This is a genomic window from Micromonospora arida (assembly GCF_003857035.1).
GTDB lineage: Bacteria > Actinomycetota > Actinomycetes > Mycobacteriales > Micromonosporaceae > Micromonospora > Micromonospora arida.
In genome coordinates, this window is the sequence record NZ_QGSY01000096.1 from 12,268 (window position 1) to 29,236 (window position 16,969).

Sequence of the window (16,969 nt, forward strand, 5' to 3'; positions counted from 1 at the left end):
TAGTTGCATGCGCCGCATATCTGACCTCTCCCGATGGGAAGACCATGTCCGTACGCCCAAAGTCCCTGCCACCCGGCCTGATCGCATTGGCCATCGGCGCCTTCGGCATCGGCCTCACCGAATTCGTGATCATGGGGCTGTTGCCCGAGGTGGCCGTCGACTTCGCGGTCACCGAGCCGGTGGCCGGCTGGCTGATCTCCGGCTACGCGCTCAGCGTGGCCGTCGGCGGGGTCGCCCTCACCGCGGCGGTCACCCGGCTGCCGCGCAAACCGGTGCTGCTGGGCCTGATGGTGCTCTTCATCATCGGCAACCTGCTCTCCGCCGTCGCCGGCGACTACGCCGTGATGATGGCCGGCCGGATCGTCGCCGCGCTCTGTCACGGCGCGTTCTTCGGCATCGGCGCGGTGGTCGCCGCGGGCCTGGTCGCACCGGCTCGACGGGCGGGCGCCATCGCCATGATGTTCGCCGGCCTGACCATCGCCAACGTGCTCGGCGTGCCGTTCGGCACCTTCCTCGGGCAGCACTTCGGCTGGCGGTCGACGTTCTGGGCGATCACCGCCATCGGGGTGGTCGCCCTGATCGGGCTGGCCCTGCTCATCCCAGCGGGCGCCACCGCCAACGCCGATCGCCCGGCCGGCGGGCTGCGCGGCGAGTTGCGCGCCTTCACCCACCCGCAGGTCTGGCTCTCCCTGGTGATCACCGTCCTGGGCTTCGGTGGGATGTTCGGCGCGTTCACCTACATCGCCTACACGCTCACCGAGGTCAGCGGCTTCGCCACCAGCACGGTGCCGTGGCTGCTCGTCCTCTTCGGCGTGGGACTCTTCGCTGGCAACCTGCTCGGCGGCCGGGCGGCGGACAGGTCACTGTCGCGCACGCTGGTCACCGTCCTGGCGGTGCTCACCGTGGTGCTCGTCGGCTTCGCGCTGACCGCCACGAACCCGGTGCTGACCATCGTCGCGCTGGTGCTGATGGGCGGGTTCGGCTTCGCCACCGTGCCGCCGCTGCAAATGCGGATCATGCGGTACGCCCGCCAGGCGCCGACCCTGGCGTCCGGGGCGAACATCGCCGCGTTCAACCTCGGCAACGCATTGGGCGCGTGGATCGGCGGGGTGACCATCGCTGCCGGACTCGGCTACACCTCACCGATCTGGGCCGGCGCCGCACTCACCCTCATCGGTCTGGGCGTACTCCTCGGCGCGCTGCGCCTGGCCCGCCGCGACGAGCCGGCTCGGGCCGAGGCGAGCCTGATCGACGCCCCGGCCTGACCTCGCCGGGAGGAGGACGCCGGGCCGGGCGGGTGCCCGACCCGGCGTCACTCTGATCATCGCCCTGCCATCTTCTAGCAATTGCAAAGAATGTGCAACAAGGTCTGGACAACCGGCTCGTGCCGTAACTAGCCTGATCGCCATGAGTCCTTACATCGTGGATCCGTGGGCCTGGCAGGAAAGCTGGGACCGCCAGCAGGAAGCGTTCATGCCGGACCGTGAGCACCGGTTCACCGCCATGCTCGACACCGTCGAGGCGGTCCTCGACGGCCGACCGCCGCGCGTGCTCGACCTGGCCGGCGGCACCGGCACCATCTCGCTGCGGACCCTCGCTCGCTTCCCCGCCGCCGAGACGACAGTGGTCGACCTCGACCCGGCGCTGCTCGCCATCGCCGCCGCCTCGCTGGCCGACCGGGCCACCATCGTCACGGCCGACCTCGGCACCCCCGAGTGGCGCTCCACGCTCCCGCACCAGGAGTACGACGCCGTACTCACCGCAACCGCCCTGCACTGGCTGCCGGCCGACCGGCTGAAGCAGCTCTACGCCGAACTGCGCGACGTGCTGCGACCGGGCGGCGTCTTCGTCAACGCCGACCACATGCCCGACGACACCCTGCCGGAGCTGACCAAGCGGCTGATGGACCGGGCCCGGGACCGGCGCAACGCCCGGTACGCCGCCGGTTCGATGCTGTCCTGGTCGGACTGGTGGGAGCGGGCCGGCGCCGACCCGGCGCTCGCCCCGCTGGTCGCCCAACGACACGCCATCTACCCGACCGGGCACAGCCCCGACTGGAACCCGCCGGTCTCCTGGCACCTGGCCGCGCTCACCGCGGCGGGCTTCAGCGAGGTCGGCACGGTCTGGCGAGGTGGCCCCGACGCCGTCGTCGCGGCGGTGCGCTGACGCCCGCCGGCAGGACGCTGACGCCGCCGTCGCCGGCAGTCCGCTGACGCCCGCCGTCGCAGCAGGGCGCTGACGCCGCCCTCGCCAGCAGTGCGCTGACGCCGACGTCGCCCCACTACGCTGAGGAGCCGTGCCAGAGCCGTTCGAGCCGCGTACCGATCCCGACGTCGACCTGCGCGTCCCCGCCGACCGCCGCGAGCTGACCGCGCGCCCCGCGACGATTCTCGCCGTGATCGCGGCCGGCGGGGTGCTCGGCGCGCTCGCCCGGGCCGGCCTGCAACACGCCGTTCCGCACGCGCCGACGAGCTTCCCGTGGGCCACGTTCACCATCAACACGGCCGGCTGCCTGCTGATCGGCGTGCTGATGGCGGTGCTCGGGCACCTCGACGGTGGGCACCCACTGGCTCGACCGTTCCTCGGAGTCGGGGTGCTCGGCGGGTTCACCACCTTCTCCACGTACGCGGTCGACGTCCAGCAGGCGATCGTCGCGGGCGCCCCGGGCACCGCGCTGGCGTATCTCGCCGCGACGGTGCTCGGGGCGCTCGTCGCGGTCGCCTTGGGCGACGCCGTCACCGCCGGGCTGCTGCGTCGGGTGGCCCGATGACCGTGCTGCTCATCGCACTGGGCGCGGCGATCGGCGCGCCGCTGCGCTACCTCACCGACCGAGCCGTGCAGTCCCGGCACGGCTCGGCGTTCCCCTGGGGGACGCTGCTCGTCAACGTGGCCGGGTCGCTGCTGCTCGGCGTCCTGGTCGGGTGGCCGGCCGGTCCGGCGGTCAGCGCGTTGCTCGGCACCGGGTTCTGCGGCGCGCTGACCACCTACTCCACCTTCAGCTACGAGACGCTGCGGCTGAACGCTGGCGGTCATCGACTCCTCGCGCTGGCCAACGTGCTCGGCAGCGTGGCCGCCGGGCTCGCCGCGGCAACCGCCGGCTACGCCCTGGCCCGCACCCTGATCGGCTGACCGCACACCGGCCACGCCGCGCCCGACTCCATCCCCAGCAACGCCTGGACCAGGCGTTCCCCACGAAAGCACCGAGGGTATACACGCGAGGTATACCCTCGGTGTAGTCTCCTCGGCATGAGTGTGCCACTGACCCTCCTCGGACTCCTCGAACGCGAGCCCAGCCACGGATACGACCTGAAGCGCGACTACGACGCCTTCTTCGGCCGGGGCAAGCCACTGCCGTTCGGCCAGGTCTACTCCACCCTCAGCCGACTGGCCCGCGACGGCAAGGTGGTGATCAGCGACGTCGCCCCCGGCTCCGGCCCCGACCGCAAGCGCTACGTCATCACCGACGTCGGCGCGACAGAGGTCGAGCAGTGGCTCACCCAACCTGTCGACCCGGAGCCGCACCTGCAGACGGTGCTGTTCGCCAAGGTCGTGCTCGCGCTGATGCTCGACCGGCCGGCCGCCGAATACCTCGACACCCAGCGCAGCGCGCACCTGCACCGGATGCGTGAGCTCACCGAGATCAAGCGCGCCGGCAGCCTGGTCGACGCGCTGCTCGCCGACCACGGTCTCTACCACCTGGAGGCGGACCTCCGGTGGATCGAGATGACCGGCGCCCGGCTGGACGCCCTACGGAAAGAGGTGCGGCCGTGAGCGTCGTGATCGAAGCCCGCAACGTCGAGTTCTCCTTCGGCCAGACGCCCGCCCTGCGCGGCGCCAGCGTCGCGGTGGAGGCGGGCGAGATCCTCGCTGTCATGGGCCCCAGCGGCTCGGGCAAATCCACCCTGTTGCACTGCCTGGCCGGCATCCTGGTGCCCGACTCCGGCGAGATCCTCTTCGACGGGGCCCGGGTGCACGCCATGGCCGAGACCGAGCGCAGCAGCCTGCGCCGGGACCGGTTCGGTTTCGTGTTCCAGTTCGGTCAACTCGTCCCCGAGCTGACCGCTGTGGAGAACGTCGCGCTGCCGCTGCTGCTCAGCGGCGTACACCGGAAGCGGGCGCTGCCGAAGGCCAGTGCCTGGTTCTCGCGCCTCGGCCTCGACGGCCTGGAGCAGCGGCGCTCGGGTGAGCTCTCCGGCGGACAGGCGCAACGGGTCGCCCTGGCTCGCGGCCTGGTCGCCGAGCCGCAGGTGCTCTTCGCCGACGAGCCGACCGGCGCGCTCGACTCGCTCACCGGCGAGCAGGTGATGGACCTGCTGGTCGGCGCCGCCCGCGAGCAGGGCACCACCGTCATCCTGGTGACCCACGAGCCCCGGATCGCCGCGTACGCCGACCGTGAGGTCATGGTCCGCGACGGGCGCGTGAACGCGCCGGACCGGATCGCCTCATGATCCGCTTCGGGCTCCGCCTCGCCCTGGCCGGCGGCCGGGAGGCGCTCACCCGCCTGATCGTCATCGCCGTCGCCGTCGCCATCGGCAGTGGGCTGCTGCTGACCACCCTCGCCGGGGTCAACGCGGTCAACGCCCAGCTCACCCGGTACGCATCGGTCTATCCCAACGCCTCGACGGGCGGCGACGCCGATCCCCTGTGGTGGTCGACGCGCGAGGACTACTTCCACGGCAAGCAGATCATTCTGATCGACGTCGCCGCGACCGGCCCGGACGCGCCCACCCCGACCGGCGTCCCGAGCACGCCGGGGCCCGGGGAGTACTACGCCTCGCCCGCGTTGCGGAAGCTGCTGGCCGCCCACCCCGCCGACCAACTGGCTGACCGTTACCCGGGGCGCGACATCGGCACCGTCGGTCCGGCCGGATTGACCTCACCGGACACCATGCTCGTCATCCGGGGCGGCACCCCCGACGAGGTGGCCAGATTGCCCTCCGCCAAGCAGCTCACCACCGTCGGCGACACTCCCGCGCTGCCCGAGACGACGGTGAACCTCATCCTGAGCGTGATCGCCGGCGGGCTGCTGTTCCCGTTGCTGATCTTCGTCGGCACCGCCACCCGGCTCAACGCTGCCCGCCGCGAGCAGCGCTTCGCCGCGATGCGCCTGGTCGGCGCCACCCCGAAGCAGATCTCGGTGGTCGCGGCGGTGGAGGCGACTACCGCGGCCGTCATCGGCACCGCCGTCGGCTTCGGCCTGTTCTACGCCTTCCGCGGCCCGATGGCGGGCATCCCGTTCACGGGCATGCCGTTCTTCCCCAGCGACATGTCGCTGGGGGTGCTGGACGCCCTGCTGGTGGCGCTCGGCGTTCCGGCCGGCGCGGCGGTGGCGGCCCAGGTCTCGCTGCGCCGGGTACGGATCTCGCCGCTGGGCGTGACCCGCCGGGTCACTCCCCGCGCCCCGCGGGCGTACCGGCTGATCCCGATCCTGCTCGGTGTCGCCGTGCTGTTCTTCGCCATCGGGTTCCGGCCCCCGACATCCGATGGCCAGGCCGCGGTGTTCCTTCCCGGCCTGCTGCTCATCATGGCCGGCCTGATCCTCGCCGGCCCGTGGCTGACGATGGTCGGCGCCCGGATCATGGCCCGGTACGCCAACCGCCCCGCCACCCTCATCGCCGCGCGACGCCTCGCTGACAACCCGAAGGCCGGTTTCCGGGCGATCAGCGGCATCATGCTCGCGCTCTTCGTGACGAGCGTGGCCGTCGGCGTGATCACCACGATCGTCACCAACCGCGGCCCGGCACCGGTCGGCTCGACCGAGGCGGGACAGGTGTCGCTCTACCTTCCTGAGGATGCACCGGCAACGCCTGACTCGCTCTTCACCGACCTACGCTCGATCACCGGCGTGCGGTCCGCGTTCGCGGTGCGCGAGAACCCGGACTGGATGAGCGCCAGCGAGCCCGGCCTGATCGCATGCGCCGAGATCCCGAACGCGTACGGCCGGTGCGCCGAGGGCGCCACCGTCGCCGAGGTAGCGACGGGTCTCATCCCCTTCCGGGAGTCGGCGTCGTCCACCAGGGTCTGGCCCGCCGCATCGGTTCCACTCGGCGAACTCCAACAGCTACCGGTGATGTCGATCGTCGTCGACACGGACGGTTCCGCCGCCACCATCGAGCGCTCGCGCACCGTGCTCGAGACCGCCCTGCCGGCCTTCCGGGTGGCGCCGAACGTGCCCGGTGACTTCGAGTCGGAGTTCGCCAACACGCTGCGCGGCTGGGAGCAACTGGCCAACGTCATCATCATCGCCAGCCTCGCGCTCGGTGGGTGCAGCCTGGCGGTCAGCGTCATCGGCGGGCTCACCGAACGCCGACGCCCGTTCAGCCTGCTGCGCCTCAGCGGCGCGCCGGTGCGGGTCCTGCGTCGGGTGGTGGCGTTGGAGAGCGCCGTACCGATGCTGGCCGTCGCCGCCGTCGCCATCGGGATGGGCCTGCTCGCCGCGCATCTGTTCCTGCGGGCGCAGATGGGCTACACGCTGATCGCGCCGGAGCCACGCTTCTACGTGATCGTCGTCGTCGGGTTGGCAGCCTGCCTCGGTGTCATCGCCTCCACCCTGCCGCTGCTGGAACGCATCACCGGTCCGGAGACCGCCCGCAGCGAGTAGTCGTCATCCCGTCGGCCCGGTGGTGGTGAGGCCTACCACCGGGCCGAGGACGAAGACGGCGGGCGGACGAATGTCCTCGCGGGCGGCGACCGCGCCGATCTCGTCCAGCCGGGCGGGTACCGACCGCTGGTCGGCCTGCCCGGCGTCCTGCACGGCGAGCACCGGAGTCTCCGGGGCACGGCCGTGCTCGATCAGCACCGACGCGATCTTGGCGATGGTGTCGACGGCCATCAGCAACACGACGGTGCCCCGGGCGCGAGCCAGCGCCGCCCAGTCGACAAGCGAGTCGGGGTGCCCGGGCGGCAGGTGTCCGGACACGACGGTGACGTCGTGCGCCACGCCGCGGTGCGTCACCGGCACGCCGGCGAGGGCCGGCGCGGCGAGCGCGCTGCTCACCCCGGGGACCACGGTCACCGGGACGCCGGCCGCCACGCAGGCCCGCACCTCCTCGTGGCCGCGCCCGAAGACGTACGGGTCGCCGCCCTTGAGCCGGACCACCCGCCGACCGGCGCGGGCGTGCGACACCAGGGCCGCGTTGATTGCCTCCTGGGCCATCGACGGGCCACGGGGCACCTTGGCGGCGTCGACCACCAGCACGTCGGGGTGCAGTCCGGCGAGCAGCCCCTGCGGGGCCAACCGGTCGACCACGACGACGTCCGCGGCGTCGAGGAGGGCCTTTCCGCGTACCGTGATCAGGTCGTCGGGCCCCGGCCCGCCACCGACCACGGCGACCGAGCCAGGGTCGTGGTGTGCGTGCCCGTGGTGGTCGTGCCCGTGATGGTGATGGTGGTGGCCGACCGGGTCGTCGGGGTGGTCGTGCGGGCGTTGCGGGCGACCCACCTTGTCCGCGAAGCCGGGCATCAACACCCGGTACGCGCAGGTGTCGCAGTTCATCCGGATGTCCCCGCCCAGCGCCTCGGCGTACCGTTCCAGGACGAGGTCGGCGAGGGCGTCACAGTCGCCGATCACCTCGGCGACGCGGACGTCCAGGTCGGGGTGGGCGGCGGCGAACTCCGCCGACTGGGCGACGATCCGGTCCGGCAGCACCCCGGCGAACAGGAAGTACGGTGCCACCACGATCCGCCGCGCGCCGAGGCGGCGCAGCCGCTCCAGCACGGCCGGCACCGACGGCTGCGCCAGGGAGATGAACCCCGGCTCGACGCCCGCGTAGCCGCGTCCCTCCCAGAGCAGCCGGGCGACCTTGGCGACCTCGGCGTTGGCGTCCGGGTCGGTGGACCCCCGCCCGATCAAGGCCACCCACGTGCCGCCCCGGTCGGCACCAGCTGGCTCCGTGCCGGCCCGGTCGGTGCCGGCCAGTGCGGCGTCGATGCGCTGTTCGAGGGCGTCGTGCAGCAGCGGGTGGGGGCCGAGCGGGCGGCCGTAGCGGTAGCTCAGCCCGGGGTGGCGCTGCTGCTCCCGGGCCATGGCGGCGGGGATGTCGCCCTTGCCGTGACCGGCGCCGGTGAGCACCAGCGGCAGCGCCACCAGCGCGCGGTGCCCCTGGGCGACGAGAGCGCCGACGGCGTCGGTCAGCGGTGGGCGGGACAGCTCGATGAAGCCGCCCTCGACGTCGTCGATGTCCCCGCGACCGCGGACCCGCTCGACGAGAGCGGCGAACTGCTCGACCCCGGCCGCGCTGCGCGTACCGTGCCCGACGATGACCAACCCGGTCATGACTTCTCCTCGACGTAGAGCAGGGCGTTGAGGGCGGCGGCGGCGACCGCCGAGCCACCCTTCTCCCCCACGTTGGACACGGCGGGCAGGCCGCTGGCCCGCAGCGCCGCCTTCGACTCGGCGGCGCCCACGAAGCCGACCGGCAGGCCGACGACGAGCGCCGGTGCGGCGTCCAGGCTGAGCAGTTCGACGAGCGCGGTGGGCGCGCAGCCGACCACCCAGACCGCTCCGGTCCCGACCCGTTCCAGGGCGATCCGGACGGCCGCCGCCGATCGGGTGATCCCGGCCGAGCGGCCCAGCGCGGCGGCGGCCGGCTCGGCGACCGGGCAGACCAGTTCCAGGCCGGCGCGGGTGATGCCGGCGGCGACCATCGCCACGTCGGTGACCACGGGCGCGCCGGCGCGCAGGGCCGTCAGCCCCGCTTCCAGGGCGGCCTCGTCGCACACGAGGTCGTCGACGTACGCGAGGTCGGCGCTGGCGTGTACCACCCGCTCGGTCACCGCGCGGCTCAGCCGCGGCAGGTGCGACAGGTCGACGCGCTCGCGCAGGATGCGGTACGACTCGGCCTCGATGGGGTGCACCACCCGGCTCATCGGGCTCCTTCAGCAAGGTTGGGCTCGACGACGCGGATCGCGTCGACAGGGCAGATCTCCAGGCACTCCAGGCAGCCGGTGCACCGGTCGGCGCGGACGGTGAGGCCACCGGCGACCGGTCGGATCGCGTGTGTGGGGCAGGTGAGCAGGCAGGCGCCGCAGCCCTGGCAGGCGTCGATCGTCACGAGCGCCACCGGTACCCCCGGGGTGTGACCATCCGGCCGGCGACCAGCCGGGTGTCGCTGCTGCCGACGACCACGACGCTGTACATGTCGACGATGGCCGGGTCGAGCGTGGCGAGGGTCGCGAGGTGCACCTGTTCGCCGGGGCGGCTGGCGTTGCGCACCACGCCCACCGGGGTGTCCGGTGACCGGTGCGCGGCGAGGATGCCGAGCGCCTTGCCGAGTTGCCAGTCGCGCGCCCGGCTGCGCGGGTTGTAGAAGAGGGTCACGAAGTCACCCTCGGCGGCGGCGGTCACCCGCCGTTCGATGACGTCCCACGGGGTGTGCAGATCGGACAGGCTCAGGTAGGCGTGGTCGTGGCCGAGCGGCGCGCCGAGCAGCGCCCCGGCCGCGAGGGCGGCGGTGACACCGGGAACGCCCACCACGTCGATGCGCTCATCGGCGTACTCCAGGGCGGGGCTGGCCATCGCGTACACCCCGGCGTCGCCGGAGCCGATCAGCGCGACCGCCCGGCCGGCGGCGGCCTCGGCGACGGCGGCGCGCGCCCGCGCCTCCTCCGCGCCCAGCCCGCTGGAGAGCACCCGGGTGCCGGGGCGGAGCACGTCGCGGACCTGGTCCAGGTACTGGTCGAGGCCGACCACCACGGCGGCGCGACGTAGCTCGGCCACCGCGCGGGGGGTGCGCAGGTCGGCGGCGCCCGGCCCGAGGCCGACGACGGCCAGCCGGCCGCGTGGAGCGTGCCGGGCCACCGCCACGGTGGCCATCGCCGTCGCGGTCTTCCCCACCAGCAGCGTCGCGTCGTCGGCCCGGCCGTCCGGGCCGAGCAGGGCCGCGGCCTCCGCAACGCTCGGCGTGCCGACCGCGGCGCGGACCACCTCGCTGGGGTGCGGCACGTCGACCGCCGCCAGCCGCGTCGCCGACCAGGTCACCAGGGGTACGCCGAGCGCGTCGACGGTGCTGCGGATGCCCGCCTCGTCGGCCTTGATGTCGGCGGTGGCCACGCAGCGCAGGCTTGCCGGGTCGAGGCCGACCTCGGCCAGCACCCGGTGCAGCAGCTCCGCCACCTCGGCGGCGGGTACGCCCCGGCTCGCGCCCACGCCGACTACCAGCGACGGCGGCCGCAGCACGGCGGTCCGCTCGTCGGGTGGCACCACCCGGTCGGTGACCAGCAGCCGGTACCCGTCGTCCGTCGGGTCCTCGTCAGCGGCGCGCACGTTCGGGGGCAGGGCGGGCAGCGGCCAGTCGGTGTCGGCGATCAGCCGGACCGGCTCGCCGTCCAGGATGGCCCGGGACACCGCGGCGACAGCGCCCTGGACGGGCCAGCCGAGGGTGTCCAGCCCTGGCAGGTCGACCGCGTCGGTGGCGGTGGTGATCACCGGTCGGGCGTCCAGCAGGCCGGCGACCTGCTCGGCGAGCGCGTTGCCCCCGCCGGCGTGCCCACCGAGCAGCGCCACGGCGTGCCGGGCCGCCTCGTCGACGACCACCACCGCCGGGTCGGTGCGCTTGTCGTCGAGCAGCGGCGCGACGATGCGCACCACCGCCCCGGTGGCCAGGAACGCGATGACCGCGTCACACCCGGCCCAGGCGGTCCGTAGCGCGTCGGCGACGGTCTGCGCCTCGATCAGCCGGGCGTGCGGCCAGGCGGCGGTCAGGGTGTCGGCGTGCCGGCGGCCGGCGGCGGTGGCCGCCACCAGGCCGATCCGGGCGGGCGGGTTCTGGTCGGTCACGGGCGCTCCCCGGTGAGGACGACCACCGGGTTGGTGGCCGCGAGGCGGATCGACCCGCCGGGCAGGTCGGCGAGGCGGGCGGCGGAGAGCTGGCTGCCCTCGACCGTGTAGCCGGCGGCGCGCAGCAGACCCACGGCCGGTGCGACCCGGTCCAGTGCGGCCAGGGTGAGCACCACCCGCTCGGGTTGGCGGGCCACCACGGCGGTGAGGACGTCGACGCCGCCACCGCCGACGAAGACCGCGTCGGGTTCGGGGAGGTCGGCCAGCGCCGCCGGGGCACGTCCGGTGACCAACCGGACGTGCACGGCGTGGGCGGCGGCATTGGCCTGGATGGTGGCACCGGCCTCGGGGTCCTGTTCGACGGCGACCACGGCCGCGCCGAGCAGCGCGCACTCGATGCCGACCGAGCCGCTGCCCGCCCCGATGTCCCAGATCAGCCGGCCCAGTCGGGGGCGCAGCCGGGCGACGACGAGGGCGCGCACCTCCGATTTTGTGATCATGGAGTCGCGGTGGGCGTACCGGGTCTCCGGCAGCGCCCAGCCTCCGATCGGCGCGGCGGCGGGCTGGTTGTCGGCGCGCATGCCGCCGGTCGCGCCCCTGCTGGGAACGGCGTCGGCGGGCGGGGCGTCCGCAGACCCGACCCGTACGGCGTCGGCGGGCGCGAGACCGGCCGGTACGGGGTCGGCGAGGCTGAGCAGGACGTGCGGGTCGGCCCAGGTCTCGGCGGCGGCCTGTTCGGGAGTCACCGCGCGGATCCGTTCGGCGGCGGTGCCCAGGTGCTCGGCGACCAGCAGGCGGCGCGACCAGCCGATCAGGCCGGCGCCCAGTTCGGCCGCGCCGGCGCCGGGCGCGGTGAGCACCGCGACCAGTGGCAGCGCCCGGCAGGCGTTCACTGCGGCTCGGGGGTCGCGCCCGTGCGCGGTGACCACTGCGGCGCCGTCCCAGGGCAGTCCGGCGCTGGCGAACGCGGCGGCCACACTGGACACTGCCGGCACCACCCGCAGCGGCAGCCCGGCCGCGCGCAGCCGCCGGACGATGCCGAACAGGCCGGGATCGCCGCTGGCCAGCACCACGGCCGGCACTCCGGCATCGACGGCCGCTGCGAGGCGGCGCAGTGCGGGGGCGAGTGGCCCGAGGGTGATGGTGTCCGCGCCGGCCGGTACGGGCACCGCGGCCAGGTGCCGGGCGGCCCCGACCACCAGTCCGGCGGTGGCCAGCACCGGTGCGAGTGCGGGGTGCGGCGGTGCGCCCGCCGCGTCCAGACCGACCACAGTCACGGCGGTCACCGGGGCCACCGGCGTCACCGAGGCGATTCGCGTCATCGGGGCCACCGGCCGGACGAGGCGACGACGTGCGCTCCGGCGAAGTCGACCATCGCCACGTCCACTGTGACCGTCGGCCCGGCGAAGCGCCGCAGCACCTGGCGGACCCGCTGGCAGAGCAGGTCGCCGGCCGGGGCGAGCAGCCCGGCGGCCTCCCACAGCTCGTACGCGTGCCGCCCGGTGTTCGCCTCGGTCACGGCGGCGACGAGCGCCGGGTCGCCTCCAGCCTCGGCGGTCACCGCGCCGAGCAGGGACAGGTCGACCTTGGAGCGGGTGTAGTGGGTCATCAGGATGCCGGCCGCGAGTTTGGCGAGCTTGCCGGCCATGCCGACGAAGACCACCCCGGTCATCGCGTCCTCGACGGCGGCGGTCACCGCGGCCCCGGTGAAGTCGCCGACCTCGACGAAGCACACCTCGGGCAGGTCCGGCAGGAGCGCACGGGCGGCCCGCTCGGTGCGCCCTCCGGTGCAGAGCACCACTGTCGGCTCGCCCTGGGCGGCCATCACGTGCACGGCCTGCACGACGCTGGCGCGCCACGACGCGGTGGAGAAGGGACGGACGATCCCGGTGGTGCCGAGGATCGAGATGCCGCCGAGGATGCCGAGCCGACGGTTGGTGGTCTTGCGGGCCATGATCTCGCCTCGGGGCACGCTGATCACCACCCGGACCCCGACCTCGCCGAGGTCGACCACCTCGGCCACCGCCTCGCCGATCATCCGGCGGGGGGTGTCGTTGATCGCCGGGCCGCCGACCGCCAGCCCGAGGCCGGGTTTGGTGACCGTGCCGACGCCGGCACCACCGGCCAGCCGCAGGCCGGGCACGTCGGTCCAGTTCACCGTGGCGGTCAGCTCGGCTCCGTGGGTGACGTCCGGGTCGTCCCCGGCGTCCTTGACCACGACCGCTTCGGCGCGCACCGGTGGGGTGCCGGTCACCTCGCAGCGCTCCACCGGGAAGCGCACCCGGCGTCCGGCGGGCAGCCCGATCTCCACCTCCTGCTGGGTGGTGCCGGTGACCAGCGCGGTGACCGCTGCCTTGGCCGCCGCCGTCGCGCACGCGCCGGTGGTCCAGCCGGTGCGCAGCGCGGTGGGCCAGACCTTCGCGGTACGCGGCAGGTCCGGCTCGCGCAGCGGTGGCTCCGCGTACGTCATGGTGTGTGCCCCGGTGTGGCTGTCCCCCCGGTGCGGGCGCCGGCCTGACGGCGAAGCTCGGCGCGGGCGGCCGGCTCGGCCCGGCGGAAGGTGTGGAAGTGCCCGGGGTGGTAGAGGTGCGAGCGGGTGCCCTCGGCGGCGAGGGCCGGGCCGACCAGGAACAGGGTGTGCTTCCACAGCCTGTGCTGCTTGACCGTCGCCTCCAGGGTGCCGACCGTGCAGCGCACCACCAGTTCGTCGGGCCAGGTCGCCTGGTACGCCACCACGGCCGGGGTGTCGTCGGGGTAGCCGCCGGCCAACAGCTCGGCCTGCACCTGCCCGGAGCGGGCGGCGGAGAGGAACAGCGCCATCGTGGTGCCGTGCCGGGCGAAGTCCCGGACCCGCTCGCCGGGCGGCATCGGGGTCTTGCCGCCTTCGAGGCGGGTGAGGATGACCGACTGGGCCACCTCGGGCACGGTCAGCTCCCGTCCGATGATCGCCGCGACGGCGGTGAACGAGGACACACCGGGCACGATCTCGACGGCCAGGTCGAGCGCCCGGCACAGGTCCAGTTGCTCCTGCACCGCGCCCCACAGCGCCGGGTCTCCGGAGTGGATCCGGGCCACTCTCAGCCCCTGCTCGGCGGCACGCCGGTAGAGCGGCAGCACACCCTCGATGGGCAGCTGCGACGAGTCGACGATCTCCGCGCCGGGTCGGGCGTGGTCGAGTACGTCGGCGTGCACCAGGCTGGCCGCCCAGATCACGATGTCCGCCTCGGCGATGACCCGGGCGGCCCGCAGGGTCAGCAGGTCCGCCGCCCCCGGACCGGCTCCGACGAACCACACGGTGCCGTCGCTGGTCACAGCTTTCCTCCTCGGTGCTCGCGGCGGGCCGGAACCAGCAGCGTCGACAGGTACGGCAGGTCGTGCTCGGTGTCGTCGACCGGCCCGATGCGTTCACCGGGGAGCCCCAGGCTGCGTCCGAGCACGGCGTCGGCGAGGCGGCCCTGCCGGCGCAGCTCGGCGAGCAGTTCCGGGTGCCGCCGCCAGCCCTTGTAGGCGACCACGGTGCCCGGCCCGGCGAGGGCGTCGGCGAAGAGCGCCAGGCCCGCGGTGGCCGGCAGCAGGGTGAGTGGTTCCCGTCCCTCGCAGAGCGGGGTGCCGCTGCGCGCCGCCAACTCCTGCATGGCGGTGACGCCGGGCACTGTCGCCACCCGCACCGCCGGGCGCAGCGCGCGGACGCTCTGAGCCAGGTAACCGAAGGTGGAGTAGACGTTGGGGTCGCCGATGGTGGCGAACGCGAGGGACCGTGCGCCCGCGTCGATCGCCTCGACCACCACCCGGGCGGCGTCGTCCCAGGCGGCCGCCCGGCGCGCGGTGACCCCACCCCGGTCGTCCAGCGCGAACGGCAGCCGACGCAGCTGCTCCGCCGTGACGTACTCCCGGACGGTCGCCTCGGCCCGCCCGGCATCCGCACCCGGCAGCGTCGCACCGGCGGGCGCGGTGGGCGCGACCCGCTCCGCCATCACGGGTACGAAGACCAGGTCGGCCTCGCGCAGCAGCCGCACCGCCTTGACGGTGAGCAGTTCCGGGTCGCCCGGGCCGACGCCGACCCCGGTGAGCGTGGCGCTCATCGGGCCGCCTCGACCAGTCGGCGGGCCGCGTCCGGGTGACCGGCCCAGTGGGTGTGCAGGTAGGAGGCGTGCACCCGGCCGGCCACGAAGCCGTGCTCGGCGTCGTTCCAGCGCCACGCCGGCGCGTCGCCGTGCCCCGGGTCGGTGGTGGTGCGGTGGAACTCGTGGCCGCGTACCGGCTCACCGGCGCGCGCCACCGGGGAGTCGGTGACGGCGAAAGCCTCCCGGTAGCCGAGGGTGAGCCGGTCGGTCATCCGGGCGGTCAGGTCCAGCCGGCCGCACATCGGTACGCCGTCCAGGGACCGCCCGAGGTAGAGCAGTCCTGCGCACTCGGCCACGATCGGCCCGTCGAAGTCGGCCAGTTCGGCGCGGAGCGCGGTGTTGTCGGCCAGCGTCTGGGCGTACGCCTCGGGGAAGCCGCCGCCGATCACCACCGCCCGGGTGCCGGTGGGCAGCGTCGGGTCGCGCAGCGGGTCGACGGTGACGACGTCCGCGCCGGCCGCGGTGAGCAGTTCGGCGGTTTCCGCGTACGAGAAGGTGAAGGCCGGGCCACCGGCGAGCGCGACCCGTGGCCGCTCGACGCCGGCCGGCCCGCCGACGGCGGCGACCGGGTCCCACGCCGGGGTGGTCAGCGGCGGGGCGCTCCGGGCCAGGTCGAGCACGGCGTCGAGGTCCACTGTGGCCTCGACCAGCTCGGCGAGCGCGGTGACGATCGCGACGGATTCGGGTGCCCGCTCGGCGACCGGCACCAGTCCGAGGTGCCGGGCCGGCGCGGCCACCTCGGCGGCGCGGGTCACCGCCCCGAGCACCGGTACGCCCACCTCGGCGAGGGCGTCGCGCAGCAGCGTCTCGTGCCGGGGTGAGCCGACCCGGTTGAGGATCACCCCGCCGATCCGTACCGCCGGGTCGAACGCGGCCATGCCGAGGGTGAGCGCGGCGGCCGACCGGCCCTGGGCGGTGGTGTCCAGCACCAGCAGCACGGGTGCCTCGATCAGCCGGGCGACGTGCGCGGTGGAGGCGAAGTCGCGGCGGCCCACCGCGCCGTCGTGCAGGCCCATGACGCCCTCGACCACGGCGATGTCGGCGGGCGTGGGGACGCTCGCGCCGTGCCGGAGCAGGGGGGCGATCCGGTCGGCCCCGACCAGGAACGGGTCGAGGTTGCGCCCGGGTCGCCCGGCGGCGAGGGCGTGGTAGCCGGGGTCGATGTAGTCGGGGCCGACCTTGTGCGGGCTGACCGTCAGGCCCCGTCGGCGCAGCGCGGCGAGCAGCCCGGTGGCCACCGTCGTCTTGCCGTGGCCGCTGGCCGGGGCGGCGACCACCACCCGGGGCAACGACCTGTGCGCGCTCACCACTCGATGCCCTTCTGGCCCTTCTGGCCGGCGTCCATCGGGTGCTTGACCTTGGTCAGCTCGGCGACCAGGTCGGCGGCGGCGACCAGGCGCGGGTCGGCGTCCCGACCGGTGATCACGACGTGTTGGAAGCCGGGGCGGTCGGCCAGGGTGGCGACCACCTCGTCGACGTCCACCCAGCCCCACTTCATCGGGTAGGTGAACTCGTCCAGCACGTACAGCCCGTAGCGCTCAGTGGCCAGGTCACGCTGGATCTGCCGCCAGCCCTCCAGGGCGTCGGCGGCGTGGTCGGCGTCGCCGCCGCGCTGGATCCAGGACCAGCCCTCTCCCATCTTGTGCCAGGCCACCGGCGCGCCCTGGCCGGTGCGCTCGTGCACCTCGCCGAGCGCCCGGAAGGCGTTCTCCTCCCCGACCCGCCACTTGGCGCTCTTGACGAACTGAAACACCCCGACCGGCAGACCGGCCGTCCAGGCCCGCAACGCCAGCCCGAAGGCCGCCGTCGACTTCCCCTTCATCTGTCCGGTGTGGACGATCAGCAGTGGCCGGTGCCGCCGCTGCCGGGTCGTCAACCCGTCAGCGGGCACCGAACTCGGCTGTCCCTGCGGCATCAGCCCGTCCCCCGTCCCGCGGGCACTCCCGCGATCTTGCAGTTTCTGTTGGTCATATGCACACTTCGCCCTCTATGCCGCGACAGGAAGTGCAAGATCGCGGGAGTGCCCGCGGGACCTGTCTCTTATCCACATCTGACGCCGCCGACGCAC

General features: G+C 74.1%; 17 protein-coding genes. 7 read left to right on the top strand and 10 right to left on the bottom strand.

Features of this window, described 5'->3' with window-relative positions; translation table 11 throughout:
- Window positions 1-44 precede the first annotated feature (44 nt).
- From DLJ58_RS04410 to DLJ58_RS04440, 7 genes are all read left to right on the top strand, one after another.
- Window positions 45-1,265: an MFS transporter gene (locus tag DLJ58_RS04410; protein WP_244218775.1), complete on the top strand. Its 1,221-nt coding sequence runs from the start codon at window positions 45-47 to the stop codon at window positions 1,263-1,265.
- Window positions 1,266-1,407: 142 nt separating this feature from the next.
- Window positions 1,408-2,166, top strand: coding sequence for a class I SAM-dependent methyltransferase (locus DLJ58_RS04415; protein WP_124853975.1), 759 nt, complete (start codon window positions 1,408-1,410; stop codon window positions 2,164-2,166).
- A gap of 130 nt (window positions 2,167-2,296) precedes the next feature.
- Complete coding sequence (locus tag DLJ58_RS04420) at window positions 2,297-2,770, top strand: fluoride efflux transporter FluC (protein ID WP_124853976.1); 474 nt, start codon at window positions 2,297-2,299, stop codon at window positions 2,768-2,770.
- Window positions 2,767-3,129, top strand: a complete 363-nt coding sequence (crcB, locus tag DLJ58_RS04425; protein WP_124853977.1) for a fluoride efflux transporter CrcB — start codon at window positions 2,767-2,769, stop codon at window positions 3,127-3,129. The genes DLJ58_RS04420 and crcB overlap by 4 nt, the downstream gene beginning before the upstream one ends.
- A 117-nt stretch (window positions 3,130-3,246) precedes the next feature.
- Window positions 3,247-3,771, top strand: a complete 525-nt coding sequence (locus tag DLJ58_RS04430) for a PadR family transcriptional regulator (protein WP_124853978.1) — start codon at window positions 3,247-3,249, stop codon at window positions 3,769-3,771.
- Entirely contained in the window at window positions 3,768-4,448 is a 681-nt protein-coding gene (locus DLJ58_RS04435; RefSeq protein WP_124853979.1) for an ABC transporter ATP-binding protein, read from the top strand. The genes DLJ58_RS04430 and DLJ58_RS04435 overlap by 4 nt, the downstream gene beginning before the upstream one ends.
- Entirely contained in the window at window positions 4,445-6,601 is a 2,157-nt protein-coding gene (locus DLJ58_RS04440) for an FtsX-like permease family protein (RefSeq protein WP_124853980.1), read from the top strand. Before DLJ58_RS04435 ends, DLJ58_RS04440 begins: the two co-directional genes overlap by 4 nt.
- A 3-nt stretch (window positions 6,602-6,604) precedes the next feature.
- On the opposite strand, the gene cobA is transcribed toward DLJ58_RS04440, so the two are convergent.
- From cobA to cobO, 10 genes are read right to left on the bottom strand one after another with little or no spacing between them, the layout of a single operon-like run.
- The gene (gene cobA / locus DLJ58_RS04445; RefSeq protein ID WP_124853981.1) at window positions 6,605-8,275 is read right to left on the bottom strand and encodes a uroporphyrinogen-III C-methyltransferase; all 1,671 of its coding nucleotides are present in this window, start codon (window positions 8,273-8,275) and stop codon (window positions 6,605-6,607) included.
- On the bottom strand, window positions 8,272-8,868 hold the full coding sequence (locus DLJ58_RS04450) for a precorrin-8X methylmutase (RefSeq protein WP_124853982.1): 597 nt from the start codon (window positions 8,866-8,868) through the stop codon (window positions 8,272-8,274). Before DLJ58_RS04450 ends, cobA begins: the two co-directional genes overlap by 4 nt.
- Window positions 8,865-9,062, bottom strand: a complete 198-nt coding sequence (locus DLJ58_RS04455; RefSeq protein ID WP_124853983.1) for a 4Fe-4S binding protein — start codon at window positions 9,060-9,062, stop codon at window positions 8,865-8,867. The genes DLJ58_RS04450 and DLJ58_RS04455 overlap by 4 nt, the downstream gene beginning before the upstream one ends.
- Window positions 9,050-10,777 carry a precorrin-3B C(17)-methyltransferase gene (gene cobJ, locus DLJ58_RS04460; RefSeq protein WP_124853984.1) on the bottom strand — a complete coding sequence of 576 codons (1,728 nt, stop codon included), beginning with the start codon at window positions 10,775-10,777 and terminating at the stop codon, window positions 9,050-9,052. Before cobJ ends, DLJ58_RS04455 begins: the two co-directional genes overlap by 13 nt.
- Window positions 10,774-12,099, bottom strand: a complete 1,326-nt coding sequence (cbiE, locus tag DLJ58_RS04465) for a precorrin-6y C5,15-methyltransferase (decarboxylating) subunit CbiE (protein WP_124853985.1) — start codon at window positions 12,097-12,099, stop codon at window positions 10,774-10,776. The genes cobJ and cbiE overlap by 4 nt, the downstream gene beginning before the upstream one ends.
- A complete protein-coding gene (locus DLJ58_RS04470; RefSeq protein WP_124853986.1) occupies window positions 12,096-13,247 on the bottom strand; it encodes a cobalt-precorrin-5B (C(1))-methyltransferase in 1,152 nt (383 codons plus the stop codon). Before DLJ58_RS04470 ends, cbiE begins: the two co-directional genes overlap by 4 nt.
- The gene (gene cobM / locus DLJ58_RS04475) at window positions 13,244-14,089 is read right to left on the bottom strand and encodes a precorrin-4 C(11)-methyltransferase (RefSeq protein ID WP_124853987.1); all 846 of its coding nucleotides are present in this window, start codon (window positions 14,087-14,089) and stop codon (window positions 13,244-13,246) included. The genes DLJ58_RS04470 and cobM overlap by 4 nt, the downstream gene beginning before the upstream one ends.
- The gene (gene cobI / locus DLJ58_RS04480) at window positions 14,086-14,859 is read right to left on the bottom strand and encodes a precorrin-2 C(20)-methyltransferase (RefSeq protein WP_124853988.1); all 774 of its coding nucleotides are present in this window, start codon (window positions 14,857-14,859) and stop codon (window positions 14,086-14,088) included. Before cobI ends, cobM begins: the two co-directional genes overlap by 4 nt.
- Entirely contained in the window at window positions 14,856-16,211 is a 1,356-nt protein-coding gene (locus DLJ58_RS04485; protein ID WP_124853989.1) for a cobyrinic acid a,c-diamide synthase CobB, read from the bottom strand. Before DLJ58_RS04485 ends, cobI begins: the two co-directional genes overlap by 4 nt.
- On the bottom strand, window positions 16,205-16,816 hold the full coding sequence (gene cobO, locus DLJ58_RS04490) for a cob(I)yrinic acid a,c-diamide adenosyltransferase (RefSeq protein ID WP_124853990.1): 612 nt from the start codon (window positions 16,814-16,816) through the stop codon (window positions 16,205-16,207). The genes DLJ58_RS04485 and cobO overlap by 7 nt, the downstream gene beginning before the upstream one ends.
- Window positions 16,817-16,969 lie beyond the last annotated feature (153 nt).

Bases quoted from the DNA above. Each gene is read 5' to 3' on its own strand.
- DLJ58_RS04410 (WP_244218775.1), top strand. From the start codon at position 45: ATGTCCGTACGCCCAAAGTCCCTGCCACCCGGCCTGATCGCATTGGCC.
- DLJ58_RS04470 (WP_124853986.1), bottom strand. From the start codon at position 13,247: ATGACGTACGCGGAGCCACCGCTGCGCGAGCCGGACCTGCCGCGTACC.
- crcB (WP_124853977.1), top strand. From the start codon at position 2,767: ATGACCGTGCTGCTCATCGCACTGGGCGCGGCGATCGGCGCGCCGCTG.
- DLJ58_RS04440 (WP_124853980.1), top strand. From the start codon at position 4,445: ATGATCCGCTTCGGGCTCCGCCTCGCCCTGGCCGGCGGCCGGGAGGCG.
- cobI (WP_124853988.1), bottom strand. From the start codon at position 14,859: ATGAGCGCCACGCTCACCGGGGTCGGCGTCGGCCCGGGCGACCCGGAA.
- DLJ58_RS04415 (WP_124853975.1), top strand. From the start codon at position 1,408: ATGAGTCCTTACATCGTGGATCCGTGGGCCTGGCAGGAAAGCTGGGAC.
- DLJ58_RS04430 (WP_124853978.1), top strand. From the start codon at position 3,247: ATGAGTGTGCCACTGACCCTCCTCGGACTCCTCGAACGCGAGCCCAGC.
- DLJ58_RS04450 (WP_124853982.1), bottom strand. From the start codon at position 8,868: ATGAGCCGGGTGGTGCACCCCATCGAGGCCGAGTCGTACCGCATCCTG.
- cbiE (WP_124853985.1), bottom strand. From the start codon at position 12,099: ATGACGCGAATCGCCTCGGTGACGCCGGTGGCCCCGGTGACCGCCGTG.
- cobO (WP_124853990.1), bottom strand. From the start codon at position 16,816: ATGCCGCAGGGACAGCCGAGTTCGGTGCCCGCTGACGGGTTGACGACC.
- cobA (WP_124853981.1), bottom strand. From the start codon at position 8,275: ATGACCGGGTTGGTCATCGTCGGGCACGGTACGCGCAGCGCGGCCGGG.